Below are 12,291 nucleotides of genomic sequence, written 5' to 3' on the forward strand. Positions count from 1 at the left end.
TACTGCGCATCCGGGTGCCGCGCGGTGCCAATTCATGGGGCCGGTTGCCTGCCGTACAGAATCAGCTGCCTTGATGGTCATTTGCAAGGGCCTGGCCGCCCATATCGACGGACGTCAATCAGTTGCATAATAGGGTGCATGACCTCCCTGCAGATACTCGAACCCGACGTGGACCCGTCCTGCTGCACGCCATCGCAAAAGCCGGCATTGAGCGCGAAGGAAGCCCAACAGAAGGCGCTGGTTTTTAAGGCACTGGCCGATCCGAACCGGCTCCGTCTGCTGTCCATCGTGAAGGCAGGGGAATCGGGAGAGGCCTGCGTATGTGACCTCACAGAACCGCTGGACCTCGGCCAGCCTACGGTGTCGCATCACCTGAAAATACTTGTGGAGGCGGGACTGCTGCACCGTGAAAAGCGGGGCACGTGGGCCTACTTTTCGCTGGTCCCCGGTGCGCTCGATGATGCAGCCGGACTCCTGGCAACGCTGTGAGGCAGCAATCGGCGCAGGCCCAGCTGCTCCAGGCCGCGCCTGCTGACCAGCCCCGGGCGTCACTGAACCTGATTCCGGCGGCGCTGGTGTCGACGTCGGGCTTTCTGCTGTTCGCCAGGGAGGACCGCGTCTCGGGTTTCCTCCTGCTGGCCGCCGCCCTGGTCCTGGCCGCCATGATCAGCCGCCGCCTTGTGATTGACCTGGCGCTGATTGGTGTGGGGTTGACCGCGATGAGCCTGGTCCCGATCACCACGGACATCAGCACCGAACACATGGCCGTGATGGGTACTGCGATGGTCCTCGCCGTCGGGATCCCCTATGCGGTTTCGCGGTTCATCACCAAGGACCACGCCATCCGCTTTCCGGTCAGGACCGGCCAGCCGTGGACCCGCGCCGAAAAGTGGTACCTGCCCGCGGTCCTGGTGATCGGGTACGCCCTGATGCCCGTCTACATGATCCGGACCGGCGTCTACAACAACTGGCCCGCCGTCAGTGATCCCGAGGGCATCGCCCGGCTCTTCCTGGGAACCAACGTGCTGGGGATCTGGGACGAGCTGTTCTTCATCTGCACGGCCTTCACGCTCCTGCGCCGGCACCTTCCCGACTGGCAGGCAAACCTGCTCCAGGCGGTGCTTTTCACGTCATTCCTGTGGGAGCTGGGATTCCACTCCTGGGCGCCGTTTTTCATCTTCCCTTTTGCCCTGCTCCAGGCCCGGCTCTTCACGATCACCAGGTCGCTGTCCTACATCGTCAGCGTTCACCTGCTGTTCGACTTCGTGTTGTTCCTGGTCCTCATTCATGCCCACAACCGCCAGTGGATCGACATCTTCCTCTACTGAGGCGCCTTCCTGGATTGGGGTCCGCCGGCTCTGGACGCGGGGGCGGCGGGAGCACATAGTTGGAGCGTGCAGACACCCGATCCTGAACTTGAGTCCCTGCGGCAACGGGCGGCCCGCGGCGATTCCGACGCCGTGGATGAACTGATCGAAAAGGCCGCCGAGCGCGGCGATCTCGACGAACTCCGGCGGCTGGCGGATTCCGGCAGCCGGGATGCGGCCGACCAGCTGGTTGAAACGGCGGCAGAGAAGGACGACCTTGACGAGCTCCGCCGCCTGGCCACGTCCGGTAACTTCGACGCCGCCGACGTGCTGGCCGAGCTCGAAGACGAAGACGACGGCCCGTAGAGCGGAGAGAACAATGAGTGAAGTTATCGACAGGTTGGCGGCCGCCCTGAATGCCCACGACCTCGAAGCGGCGGCCGCGCTCATCCACGAGGACTACCGCAGCGAACAACCCGCCCATCCCGGCCGGGCCTTCGTAGGACGTGCCCAGATGCACGCCAACTGGCAGACGATCCTGGCAGGCATCCCCGACTTTCACGCGGAACTGATCCGCTCGGTCGACGACGGCGACACGGCCTGGAGTGAATGGTTCTGGTCCGGAAACCGCACGGACGGCCAGGAGTTCCAGGTCCGCGGAGTGACACTCTTTGAGATCAGCAACGGCATAATCACGGCCGGCAGGCTCTACCTGGAGGACGTCGAGCGGGTTACCAGTATCGAGGAGGACGTGGAGGGCATGTCGGGACGCCGGCCGGACCGCCCCTAAGACACTGGCGCGACGACGGAGCTCGTGGCCGAATTTGCCGCCCGCGGCGGCCAGGCCCCCGCACCCAATTCAGGGCGGCCCCGTCTGCCTTACCCCACCGGCCGGAGCGATGTGATCATCCGCCGGATGTTCTGGTATTCAGTGGTGTCCATGTACTTCCGGGCCTGTTCCAGGTACGGCAGGGACTCAGCGCCGGGCGTCCTGTTGTTCTCCGGGTTGTAGAACGCCCCAAACATCGCCGCGGTGGGCGGCCACGTGAAGAAGTGGAAGATGGCGCAGGCTGAATCGTCGGTGGGAGCCGGAACGGACGTGATGCCATAAGCCGCTGCCGGGGTTTCGGCCGGACCGGGAGCTGTAGCGTCGCCCCGGGTCTCAAAGACGTACCGCGGCACTGCGCTGTCCTGGGCCAGCGCAGGGAGTTCCTGCGACTCAAATTCCGAGTAGGGATATTTTTCCATGCAGGTTGACCCCGTTGCCATGTTGGTCCTCAGCGTGGCCAGCGGTCTCCCGGCCTCATTCCTTACCTCAGCAAACGCTCCGCCGCCTTCGGGCAGTTCCCCTGCAGGGTCTGTCACGCTCCATGCGGAGGGAAAATCGAAGGCCAATTGTCCGTCTGCCGTCGTAAAGTTCGCCCAGGACGCCCTCGTTGATGTGGCGGTGGGCCCCGCGGTCGCCGTCGACGTCGTGCCGGGCGAGGCTGGCGGCGGGGAAGTGATCGAAGGGCCGGGGGCAGCCGTACTGGGTGACGCAGAGACCTCGGGCGGGATGGTCGTCGCCGTCGGCGGGCCTGCCTGCGAACCACACCCCGCAAGTAGAACAGCAACCAGAGTCATCGCGGGCAGCAACCCGCCGGACCTACGCATTTCACCCTCCCGGAGGTCAGAAATCTTGTCCTCCAATTGTGGAACCGCCGGCAGGTTTGGGACCGGGTAGCTGCTCATTGGCGCCGAACCGTTGTGCCGAATAACGGAAACGCTTTTGTGCCACAAAGCACGACGGCGGCCCACCCCCTGGGGAGCCGGCCGCCGTCGAAAGCGTTTTGTTAGAGGGTGGCGGTGTCGATTACGAAGCGGTAGCGGACGTCCGAGGCGAGGACGCGCTCGTAGGCATCGTTGATCTTGCCGGCAGGGATGACCTCGATCTCAGCTCCGATGCCATGCTCGGCGCAGAAGTCCAGCATCTCCTGCGTTTCGGCGATGCCGCCGATCATGGAACCTGCGAAGGAGCGGCGGCCCATGATGAGGGCGAAGGCGTTGACCGGGAGCGGCTCCGCGGGGGCGCCGACGTTCACCAGTGCTCCGTCAAGGGTCAGCAGCTGCAGGTAGGAGCTGATGTCGATCGACGCGCTGACGGTGTTGATGATCAGGTCGAAGGTGCCGGCGAGGTCCTTGAAGGTGTTCTCGTCGCTGGTGGCGTAGTAGCTGGCGGCGCCCAGGCGCAGCCCGTCTTCCTGCTTCTTCAGCGACTGGGACAGGACGGTCACCTCTGCACCCATGGCGGCGGCGAGCTTGACGGCCATGTGGCCCAGACCGCCGAGGCCGACGACGGCGACCTTCTTGCCGGGTCCCGCGCCCCAGTGGCGCAGCGGGGAGTAAGTGGTGATGCCGGCGCACAGCAGCGGCGCGGCGGCGTCGAGCTCGATGCCTTCCGGAATCCGGACCACGAAGTCTTCGGTGACGACGACGTGGGTGGAGTAGCCGCCCTGGGTGATGGTTCCGTCCCGGTCGACGGCGCCGTAGGTACCGACGTTCCCGGCCAGGCAGTACTGTTCCTCGCCCTTTAGGCAGTTGGCGCATTCGCGGCAGGAATTGACCATGCAGCCGACGCCCACCCGGTCGCCCACCGCGTGCTTGGTGACAGCCGGGCCCACCTCGGTGACGATGCCGGCGATCTCGTGGCCGGGAACCAGCGGGTACTGCTGCGGGCCCCAGTCGCCGCGGACCGTGTGGATGTCCGAGTGGCAGATGCCAGCGAACTTGATCTCGATCAGGACGTCGTGGGGGCCAACCTCACGGCGTTCGATGGTGGTGGAAACGAGGTCCTCGGTAGCGGACGGGGATGCATAGGCCTTGACGGTGGTCATGGGTCTCCTGTGGTTTATGGGGGATAACTAAATTTTACAGGGAATGATTAATATCAAACCCGCGGTTTCCAGGCGTAGCGAGGGGCCTGCTGTAACTGGTTCTGGCAGTACCACCCTTAGCGGCCCTCATATTCGTCATCGGTGATGTGCTCACGCCAGTTAGTTGGTGCTCCATCTGGTTGGCTGAAAGGGGATACTTCCATCAAACCCGCAGCCGGCAGACCTAGCGAGGGCCCTGCTGTAACTGGTTATGGCAGGCCCTCCCAACGCCTTTCGGATCCGTCGTAACGTGTCCCTATGGATAACCGAGCCGAGGTACGACAGTTCCTCTCAACCCGCCGCGGACGCATCACCCCCGAACAGGCAGGACTGGAACCATACGGCGGCCGGCGCCGGGTGCCAGGGCTGCGACGTGAGGAAGTGGCCCGGCTGGCAGGAGTCAGCGTGGACTACTACACACGCCTGGAGCGCGGGAATCTGACAGGTGTCTCGGACAGTGTCCTGGACGCCATTGCCCGGGCCCTTGAGCTGGACCGCGCTGAACACGACCATCTCTACGACCTCGCGCGCACTGCCAACACTTCCGGACGCAAGCGTGCTGCGCCACCTGTTCCATCAGGAGTCCGGCCCGAATTGCAGTTCCTCCTGGACACGATCACCGGAGCGCCTGCCTTCATCGGAAACAACCGGATGGACATTGTTGCGGCCAACACGTTGGGTTATGCCCTGTACTCCGATATGTACCGCAGCACGGCGCGGCCGGCGAACCACTCAAGGTTCATTTTCCTGGACCCCCGCGCCCACAACTTCTACCCGGACTGGGAGCGGGCGGCGAACACCAACGTGGCCATCCTGCGCCGCGAGGCGGGCCGCAGCCCGCACGATAAGGGCATTGCCGAACTCATTGGAGAGCTCTCCATGCGCAGCGAGGATTTTCGCACCCGCTGGGCGGCGCACAACGTCCGCCGCCACTACGCCGGAACAAAGTTCTTCCAGCACCCGGTGGTGGGACTCCTGGAACTGAACTACCAGGTGCTGGGGCTGGAAGAGGATCCCGGGCACTCACTGACGGTTTACCCGGCCACCCCTGGCAGCCCCTCCGACGAGGCCCTCAAGCTCCTCGCGTCCTGGGCCGTGACGGAAAACATCGTGGAGCTGGCCCTGGCCGGCGCGCGGGGCTAGCCGGGACTCGGGTTCATCCCTGGGCCGGCTCGCCCCTACAAAAGGGGGACTTCGAGGATCCGGTCGTCCTCAGGGCCTGGATCGCCTCGGCCGTCGGTGTTGTTGGTGACGAACCACAAAGCACCGTCCGGAGACACTGTTACGTCGCGGATCCGGCCGTACTCGCGGCTGTAGTGGTCGGTGAAAGTTGAGGGGTCAGAGACGGGCACCGACCTCAGGACCTGCCCCCGCAGGTTGGCGATGAACAGGGTTCCGCCCGCATGGGCCATGCCGCTGGGACTGGCCGATGTCGGCTGCCATTGCTGCACCGGATTCACGAAGCCTTCCCTGTCCGTGATTCCTTCGACAGTGGGCCAGCCGTAATTTGCGCCCGGCGTGATGATGTTCAACTCATCCCAGGTGTTCTGCCCGAACTCCGTGGCAAACATCGTTCCGTCGTCGGCCCATGCCATGCCCTGCGGGTTCCTGTGCCCGTAACTGTAGACGAGGGAGCCCGGGAAGGGGTTGTCGGCCGGCACGCTGCCGTCCGGAGTCATCCGCAGAATTTTGCCGGCAAGGGACTCCCGCTCCTGGGCGCTGTCGCGCTGGCCCGCATCGCCCGCCGCCACATACAGCATGCCGTCCGGACCAAAGGCGATCCGCCCGCCGTCGTGAATGCTCGCAGACGGAAGGCCCTCCAGAAGGGTGTCCGGTTGTCCGAGTGACAGGGAACCGGGCCCGCCGCCCACCGCGAAACGCTGGACGCGGTTGCCGTCCGACCCCGTCGAATACACATAGAGGTCGCCCTCGCTGCCAACGGCAAGGCCCAGAAGTCCTGACTCTCCCCTGGCGGCTACACCCTCAACGGTTCCGATGGACCGCGCTGAGCCGTCCGGAGCGAGTTCGAGGATGCGCCCGCTGTTCCGTTCGCTGACCAGCGGCGTCCCGTCACGGAACACCACCGACCACGGAGCTTCCAGATCCGTGGCTACCGGCTGCGGCGTGCCACTGATGGTGGCTGCGGCAGGGCTGGAGGGTTCGCTGGCTGGTGTGGAGGTAGCCGGGGCGGAGGCAACCGGTGCCGGCGTACCCGGAGCAGGGGAACTGCTGGCGGTTGGCGCGGGTGCCGGGCCGGCCGTGCAGCCCGCGAGCAGAATGCTTGTCCCGATGACAACTGCCGTAAGGACCAGCTGGCGCATGTGCTTCTCCCATCAATCACGTTTCCCCTTCCAGTCACATTAACCCGCATTGCGGATCGTGGCGCCGCATTGCCTGCTTTGTCCCCGGAATGGCGCCACAAGTAGCACCGTTTCCTTCCGTTGAGCTTCCGTTAAGCAGTGCTGGCCAAGGCTTAGAGCAGCGTGCTTAGGTGTTTCAACGGTTACAACCAGGGCGCATCAAACAGCACCGCAACGAACAGGAGGACCCGATGCCTGACACGTCCAGCCGCACGCCAGGCCCCGGCTCCTCGCCTCTATCCTGTTCCCGCCCACGCCGAATGTGTCGGCCGTCCCGTCGAGACCGAGCAGGCTCAACCACCGGCCGCTGACCCGCACGACGGCGGCACCCACCTTATTCCCGTTACCCGCGTCCCACGGGCGGCTTCTTCACGCCCGGATTTCCATACCTTCCCTTCGAAAGGCTCGCCATGTCCCTCGCAGCATCTTCCCCGCCGCAGCCAAAAACCAGCCCGTCCTTCACAAGGCGAAGGGCGCTGGGCGCACTCCTGGCGATTCCCGCCATCGGCCTGTTGACGGCCTGCGGCGGCGCCGCCACAGCCGGCAGCCAAGCCAGCCGGGCGGCCTTCGCACCGCTCGCCACCTCGGCGCCGGAAGGGACCACCATCACAGTGGGAGATCCCAGCATCCGGGTGGCCCTGGAACTCTCCGGCCTGATCAGGGACCTGGACGGCATCAACGTGGAGTTTGCGAACATTTCCGGCGGCCCCCAGACCACAGAAGCCTTCCGGGCCAACGCCCTGGATGTCGGATCGGTGGCCGACATTCCGCCCATCCACGCCACCTGGACCGGTCTTGATGTCCGGATCATCGCGAGCGCGTACCGGCAGGACGCGGTGAACCACCCGCTGTACGAACTCGGCATCGCACCCGAGGCCGGGATTTCCTCGCTTGAGGAGCTGCGCGGCAAGAAGATTGCCTACAGCCCGGGCCAGGCCCAGGGAGCACTGGTCCTGCGGATCCTCGGAAAGGCCGGCCTCGCCCAGGATGACGTCAAGCTGGTGGAGCTCCCCAGCACCGGCGACGCCTACGCGTCGGCGCTGTCCAGCAAGCAGGTGGACGCCGCTCCGCTGGGCGGCGTGCAGATCAAGCGCTACCTCGCCAAGTACAGGGCCGACGGCGGCACCACGCTCCGGCACGGCCTGCGCGACGATCCGGGGCACCTGTACTCCCCCGCCAAAGTCCTGGCCGATCCAGCCAAGGCAGCGGCCCTTGGCAAGTACGTCGAAGCGTGGGGCAAGGCCCAGTGCTGGATTGAGGACCACCCCGAGGAGTGGCTCGAGGGCTACTACGTCAAGGACCAGGGCCTCTCCCGCGAAGACGGCCAATACCTGATTGACGCCGCCGGCAAGCGGGACGTCCCCACGGCCTGGACCGAAGGCATCGAGCGGCACCAGCAGACCATCGACCTGCTGTCCCGGGAACAGAATAAGCCGCAGCTCGAAGCGGCGGATCTCTACGACACCCGCTATGAAGCCATCGCCGGTACCGCATTCGCCGCGGCTGCCAAGGGAGGCACCGCGTGAGCGCCGCCCCCGTGCTGGATCGTCCCGGCGTCGAACCCCACTTGGACCCGGCGCTCGCCACGCGCGAGGACGTGCGGCCTACGGGCCGCCGGCTCGGACCGGGGCGACGGCGGCGGCTCGCCTGGCTGCTGGGCCCCTCGGCGCTGCTGCTGTTGTGGACAGCCTCTTCCGCAACCGGGCTGCTGGATCCCCGGATCCTCTCCGAACCCTGGACAGTAGTGGCCACGGCCGGTGAGCTCCTGGCCGACGGCCGGCTGCAGGAAAACCTCGCCATCTCCGCCCAGCGTGCGGGCCTGGGGCTCTTTTTCGGCATCGTCGTCGGCGCCGTGCTGGCCCTCCTCGCCGGGCTGAGCCGGGTGGGCGAGGCGCTCATCGACGGACCGGTGCAGATCAAGCGCGCCATTCCCGGCCTCGCCCTGATTCCGCTGCTCATCCTGTGGTTCGGCATCGACGAGACCATGAAGGTCCTCACGATTACCCTCGGCGTTTTCGTCCCCATCTACCTGCAGACCCATGCTGGGCTGCGCGGAATTGACCTGCGTTACGTGGAGCTCGCCCAAACCGTTGGATTAAGCCGCACGGCCTTCATCCGCAAGGTGGTCCTCCCCGGCGCGCTGCCCGGCTTCTTCCTGGGCCTGCGCTTCGCCGTGACCGGCGCCTGGGTGTCGCTGGTGGTGGTGGAGCAGATCAACGCCACCAGCGGCATCGGCTACATGATGGAACTCGCCCGCACGTATGGCCAAACCAACGTCATTGTCCTCGGACTCGCCGTCTACGGCATTCTCGGCCTGTTGTCCGACGGCGCCGTCCGCTTCATCGAACGAAAGGCCCTCTCATGGCAGCGTACTCTGGCGGGCTGACCGCCGTCGCACCTTCCGGCACAGCATCCTCCGGCATAGCACCTTCCGCAGTGGACCGCTCCGCCGGTGCAGTTTCCGTCCGGCACCTGATCCGCAGCTTCGGGCCGAAAGGCGTGCTGAACGGCGTGGACCTGGACATCGCCCCCGGCGAGTTCGTTGCCCTCCTGGGCCCCAGCGGCTGCGGCAAAAGCACCTTGCTCCGGGCACTGGCCGGGCTGGACCACGATGTCCGCGGCAGCGGTGTGATTACCGTCCCGGAGCGCGTGTCCGTGGTGTTCCAGGACTCGCGGCTCCTGCCGTGGGACACCGTCCTGGGCAACGTCATCTTGGGCCTGCGGGAGCACGACGCCGAGACCCGGGCACGCAAGGCCCTCGCCGAAGTGGGGCTCGCCGGCCGGGAAAAATCCTGGCCGCACGAGCTGTCCGGCGGGGAACAGCAGCGCGTGGCACTCGCGCGCTCGCTGGTCCGGGAACCGCAACTGCTGCTGGCCGACGAACCGTTCGGCGCCCTCGACGCCCTGACCCGGATCAAAATGCACGGGCTGCTCCAGGATTTGGTGGCCGCGCACCGGCCGGCCGTCCTGCTGGTCACCCACGATGTGGACGAGGCCATCGCCCTCGCGGACCGGATCGTGGTCCTGGACAGTGGCCGCGTTGCCACCGTCCGCACCGTAACTCCGGACATCGGTTCCGCCGTGGACGCGGCCGGACACGAAGCACTGCGCCGCAACCTCCTGGCCGACCTCGGCGTCGTCGGCACCAGCCACTGACCCGGCTACGCCGTCGTCCCTTCCCACCAGCCCATACGAACAGCCTGACCAAGGAGCATCTGATGACTTCCGAGAACGCCTACCCCATCCCTACCGAGCAGCGCCAGCTCCACCTCAACGCCTTCCTCATGAGCACCGGTCACCACGAGGCGTCATGGCGGCTGCCGGAGAGCGACCCGCAGTCCAGCACCGATGTGGAGCACTACAAGCAGCTGGCCCGCACGGCTGAGCGCGGCAAGCTGGACTCCATTTTCTTCGCGGACTCGCCCGTCCTCTTCGGCGAGGTGGGCCGCCGCCCGGCCGGCAAGCTGGAGCCTACGGTGCTCCTGACCGCCATCGCCGGCGCCACCGAGCGCATCGGACTGATCGCCACGGCCTCCACTACCTACAACGAGCCGTTCAACCTCGCCCGCCGCTTCGCGTCCGTTGACTGGGTCAGCGGTGGCCGCGCAGGGTGGAACGTGGTCACCACCGCCGGCCCGGACGCCGCCCGCAACTTCGGCGTGGACGATCAACCTGCCCACGCCGTCCGGTACGAGCGTGCCGCAGAGTTCATCGAGGTGGCCCAGAAGCTGTGGGACAGCTGGCAGGACGACGCCGTGCTGGCGGACAAAGCCGAGGGTGTCTGGGGTGACGCCGAAAAGATCCGGGTGATCGACCACGAGGGCAAGCACTTCAAAGTCCGCGGACCACTCAACGTGCCCCGCTCCCCGCAGGGGCACCCGCTGATCGTCCAAGCCGGCTCGTCCGAGGACGGCAAGGACCTGGCGGCCCGGTACGCGGACGCAGTTTTTACCGCCCAACAGACCCTGGCGGATGCACAGGACTTCTACCGGGACCTCAAGGCCCGCACCGCGGCAGCCGGCCGGGACCCGCAGACGATCAAGATTCTTCCCGGCATCGTGCCGGTCATTGGGGCCACGGAGGAGGAAGCCCTGGAGCTGGAAAAGGAGCTGGACCGGCTGATCAAGCCCGAGTACGCCCGGATCCAGCTGGCCAAGACACTGCGCGTTGCCCCGGAGGACCTGCCCCTGGACCGCCAGTTGCCGGAGGACCTGCCCAGCGAGGATGAGATCGAGGGCGCCAAGAGCCGCTACACCCTGATCGTCCAGCTCGCCCGCCGCGAAAAGCTCACGGTCCGCCAGCTGATCGGCCGGCTGGGCGGCGGCCGCGGGCACCGCACCTTCACCGGAACGCCGCAACAAGTGGCGGACGCCATCCAGGAATGGTTCGACGGCGGCGCGGCGGACGGTTTCAACATCATGCCGCCAGTGCTGCCCTCGGGGCTGGAGACGTTCGTGGACCAGGTGGTGCCGATCCTGCAGGAGCGAGGCCTGTTCCGCACCGACTACACGGGCCGCACGTTGCGGGAGCACTACGGCCTGGAACGCCCGGCCAACCGCTTCGCCGACGCAACTGCCGCCGGGCTGGTCTCGATCGGTTCGGCACTCTGATGGGCAGCAGCTCCCGGCGCAAATCAGGCAGGGTGCACACGGGTGGTGAGGTAGAGGCGGTGGGCGGTGACGACCAGCGTCAGCCAGGCCGCACCCAGAGCCCAGGCGCTGGTCCAGCCCGCAACGCCGTCGGCCTGGACCACGGATTCGTATACCTCGGCGAACACCGCGGCGAGGGCAAGCTGAACCATGTTTCCCGGGCCGTCTCCCCTCCGAAAACTGAATTAGTAAGCAAGCTTATCTTGCGGGGTTTCCAGCTGGTTCAGGCAGTAGTTTTTGAACCAGTGCCGGATGCGCTGTGGCAGCTTCGGGTAGAACACGGCCAAGGCCCTCATGGTGCGGTGGAAGCGGCGCTCATGGCCATCGCTCCAGGGTAGGCCGAAGTCCTTGCGCAACTGGTGGGGAAGGAGACCCGCGGTGAGGAACCTGGCGAACGGCATGATGGCGCGGTACCAAAGCGCTGCGCGCTCCGGGTAGAGGAGGCCCCGGCCCACGCGTACGGCGTTCTCATCGGCGCGCAGTGCGCGGATCCGCTCGTCCCAGTAGCGGCGGAACGCGGCCCTGTCCTCGGGCCACATCCGCTCCGGAAGTTGCAGGGCTGTGCCGAGTTTCGCGTAGTCATGGTACATGGCGTCGGCCGTGTCGTCGTCGAGCGGGCCGTAGATCTTCTCAATGATGGTGAGGGCAGTGTCGTAAAGCGTCGCTGTCACCCACAGCTGCAGTTCGGCGTTGTAGGCGTTGTACCCCGGGGACTTTTCATCGGCAGCCCGGCGAACGGGGACATGGGCCCGGTTCACCCGGCGGCGGACCTCTTTCAGCTGTTCGTCCGAGCCGTAAACGACGGCGTAGACGTAGGTGAGGGTGCCTGTAAGCCTGTTGATCGGGCGGTCGGTGAAGGTGCTGTGCTCGGCCACACCGCGGCCTACTGCGGGGTCGGCGAGCTGCAGCAGGATGGCGCGTCCTGCTCCGGCAAGCAGGATGCCCTCCGCCCCCAAATCCGCAAGTCCACGCACCATCTCAACAGGGTACCGGAGGGACGGAGGGCAGCGGGGCGGGGCTGCCGCAAAAGTGCTGCCCCGCCCTGCCAGGTTCAGCCACACGC

Annotated in this window: 15 protein-coding genes; 9 read left to right on the forward strand and 6 right to left on the reverse strand. The window is 66.2% G+C overall.

Annotated features, from left to right (window positions below; genetic code table 11):
- The first annotated feature begins 138 nt into the window (after window positions 1–138).
- The 4 genes from M1E07_RS17360 to M1E07_RS17375 all read left to right on the forward strand — a co-directional run bounded on the left by M1E07_RS17360 (window position 139) and on the right by M1E07_RS17375 (window position 2,097).
- Complete coding sequence (locus tag M1E07_RS17360; RefSeq protein ID WP_461187867.1) at window positions 139–489, forward strand: ArsR/SmtB family transcription factor; 351 nt, start codon at window positions 139–141, stop codon at window positions 487–489.
- 68 nt (window positions 490–557) lie between these two features.
- A complete protein-coding gene (locus M1E07_RS17365; RefSeq protein WP_461190428.1) occupies window positions 558–1,328 on the forward strand; it encodes a CPBP family glutamic-type intramembrane protease in 771 nt (256 codons plus the stop codon).
- 66 nt (window positions 1,329–1,394) lie between these two features.
- On the forward strand, window positions 1,395–1,673 hold the full coding sequence (locus M1E07_RS17370; protein ID WP_461187868.1) for a hypothetical protein: 279 nt from the start codon (window positions 1,395–1,397) through the stop codon (window positions 1,671–1,673).
- Between the two features lie 13 nt (window positions 1,674–1,686).
- A complete protein-coding gene (locus M1E07_RS17375; protein WP_461187869.1) occupies window positions 1,687–2,097 on the forward strand; it encodes a nuclear transport factor 2 family protein in 411 nt (136 codons plus the stop codon).
- Between the two features lie 89 nt (window positions 2,098–2,186).
- On the opposite strand, the gene M1E07_RS17380 is transcribed toward M1E07_RS17375, so the two are convergent.
- The 3 genes from M1E07_RS17380 to M1E07_RS17390 all read right to left on the reverse strand — a co-directional run bounded on the left by M1E07_RS17380 (window position 2,187) and on the right by M1E07_RS17390 (window position 4,180).
- Complete coding sequence (locus tag M1E07_RS17380; RefSeq protein ID WP_461187870.1) at window positions 2,187–2,555, reverse strand: hypothetical protein; 369 nt, start codon at window positions 2,553–2,555, stop codon at window positions 2,187–2,189.
- Between the two features lie 67 nt (window positions 2,556–2,622).
- Window positions 2,623–2,901, reverse strand: a complete 279-nt coding sequence (locus tag M1E07_RS17385) for a hypothetical protein (RefSeq protein WP_461187871.1) — start codon at window positions 2,899–2,901, stop codon at window positions 2,623–2,625.
- A 238-nt stretch (window positions 2,902–3,139) separates the two neighbouring features.
- Entirely contained in the window at window positions 3,140–4,180 is a 1,041-nt protein-coding gene (locus M1E07_RS17390; RefSeq protein ID WP_461187872.1) for an NAD(P)-dependent alcohol dehydrogenase, read from the reverse strand.
- 297 nt (window positions 4,181–4,477) lie between these two features.
- Here M1E07_RS17390 and M1E07_RS17395 point away from each other — a divergent pair, with 297 nt between their 5' ends.
- Window positions 4,478–5,362 (forward strand): helix-turn-helix transcriptional regulator, encoded by an 885-nt coding sequence (locus M1E07_RS17395; protein WP_461187873.1) that lies wholly within the window; start codon window positions 4,478–4,480, stop codon window positions 5,360–5,362.
- Between the two features lie 35 nt (window positions 5,363–5,397).
- Here M1E07_RS17395 and M1E07_RS17400 read toward each other — a convergent pair whose 3' ends face one another.
- A complete protein-coding gene (locus tag M1E07_RS17400) occupies window positions 5,398–6,540 on the reverse strand; it encodes a PQQ-dependent sugar dehydrogenase (RefSeq protein ID WP_461187874.1) in 1,143 nt (380 codons plus the stop codon).
- 449 nt (window positions 6,541–6,989) lie between these two features.
- Here M1E07_RS17400 and M1E07_RS17405 point away from each other — a divergent pair, with 449 nt between their 5' ends.
- The 4 genes from M1E07_RS17405 to M1E07_RS17420 all read left to right on the forward strand — a co-directional run bounded on the left by M1E07_RS17405 (window position 6,990) and on the right by M1E07_RS17420 (window position 11,189).
- A complete protein-coding gene (locus M1E07_RS17405; RefSeq protein ID WP_461187875.1) occupies window positions 6,990–8,105 on the forward strand; it encodes an ABC transporter substrate-binding protein in 1,116 nt (371 codons plus the stop codon).
- Window positions 8,102–8,965, forward strand: a complete 864-nt coding sequence (locus M1E07_RS17410; protein ID WP_461187876.1) for an ABC transporter permease — start codon at window positions 8,102–8,104, stop codon at window positions 8,963–8,965. The genes M1E07_RS17405 and M1E07_RS17410 overlap by 4 nt, the downstream gene beginning before the upstream one ends.
- Complete coding sequence (locus M1E07_RS17415) at window positions 8,941–9,735, forward strand: ABC transporter ATP-binding protein (RefSeq protein ID WP_461187877.1); 795 nt, start codon at window positions 8,941–8,943, stop codon at window positions 9,733–9,735. The genes M1E07_RS17410 and M1E07_RS17415 overlap by 25 nt, the downstream gene beginning before the upstream one ends.
- A gap of 62 nt (window positions 9,736–9,797) precedes the next feature.
- Entirely contained in the window at window positions 9,798–11,189 is a 1,392-nt protein-coding gene (locus M1E07_RS17420; protein WP_461187878.1) for an LLM class flavin-dependent oxidoreductase, read from the forward strand.
- A gap of 23 nt (window positions 11,190–11,212) precedes the next feature.
- Here the strand turns inward: M1E07_RS17420 and M1E07_RS17425 are convergent, their stop codons facing one another.
- Both M1E07_RS17425 and M1E07_RS17430 read right to left on the reverse strand, forming a co-directional pair.
- On the reverse strand, window positions 11,213–11,380 hold the full coding sequence (locus M1E07_RS17425; protein WP_461187879.1) for a hypothetical protein: 168 nt from the start codon (window positions 11,378–11,380) through the stop codon (window positions 11,213–11,215).
- A gap of 33 nt (window positions 11,381–11,413) precedes the next feature.
- Window positions 11,414–12,205 carry an oxygenase MpaB family protein gene (locus M1E07_RS17430; RefSeq protein WP_461187880.1) on the reverse strand — a complete coding sequence of 264 codons (792 nt, stop codon included), beginning with the start codon at window positions 12,203–12,205 and terminating at the stop codon, window positions 11,414–11,416.
- Window positions 12,206–12,291: the final 86 nt, after the last annotated feature.

It is taken from the genome of Arthrobacter sp. Z4-13 (genome assembly GCF_054792705.1).

What these genes read in the sequence shown, in the direction of transcription:
- M1E07_RS17360 (WP_461187867.1), top strand. Translation starts at nt 139, where the DNA reads ATGACCTCCCTGCAGATACTCGAACCCGACGTGGACCCGTCCTGCTGC.
- M1E07_RS17375 (WP_461187869.1), top strand. Translation starts at nt 1,687, where the DNA reads ATGAGTGAAGTTATCGACAGGTTGGCGGCCGCCCTGAATGCCCACGAC.
- M1E07_RS17380 (WP_461187870.1), bottom strand. Translation starts at nt 2,555, where the DNA reads ATGGAAAAATATCCCTACTCGGAATTTGAGTCGCAGGAACTCCCTGCG.
- M1E07_RS17390 (WP_461187872.1), bottom strand. Translation starts at nt 4,180, where the DNA reads ATGACCACCGTCAAGGCCTATGCATCCCCGTCCGCTACCGAGGACCTC.
- M1E07_RS17395 (WP_461187873.1), top strand. Translation starts at nt 4,478, where the DNA reads ATGGATAACCGAGCCGAGGTACGACAGTTCCTCTCAACCCGCCGCGGA.
- M1E07_RS17400 (WP_461187874.1), bottom strand. Translation starts at nt 6,540, where the DNA reads ATGCGCCAGCTGGTCCTTACGGCAGTTGTCATCGGGACAAGCATTCTG.
- M1E07_RS17405 (WP_461187875.1), top strand. Translation starts at nt 6,990, where the DNA reads ATGTCCCTCGCAGCATCTTCCCCGCCGCAGCCAAAAACCAGCCCGTCC.
- M1E07_RS17415 (WP_461187877.1), top strand. Translation starts at nt 8,941, where the DNA reads ATGGCAGCGTACTCTGGCGGGCTGACCGCCGTCGCACCTTCCGGCACA.
- M1E07_RS17420 (WP_461187878.1), top strand. Translation starts at nt 9,798, where the DNA reads ATGACTTCCGAGAACGCCTACCCCATCCCTACCGAGCAGCGCCAGCTC.
- M1E07_RS17425 (WP_461187879.1), bottom strand. Translation starts at nt 11,380, where the DNA reads ATGGTTCAGCTTGCCCTCGCCGCGGTGTTCGCCGAGGTATACGAATCC.
- M1E07_RS17430 (WP_461187880.1), bottom strand. Translation starts at nt 12,205, where the DNA reads ATGGTGCGTGGACTTGCGGATTTGGGGGCGGAGGGCATCCTGCTTGCC.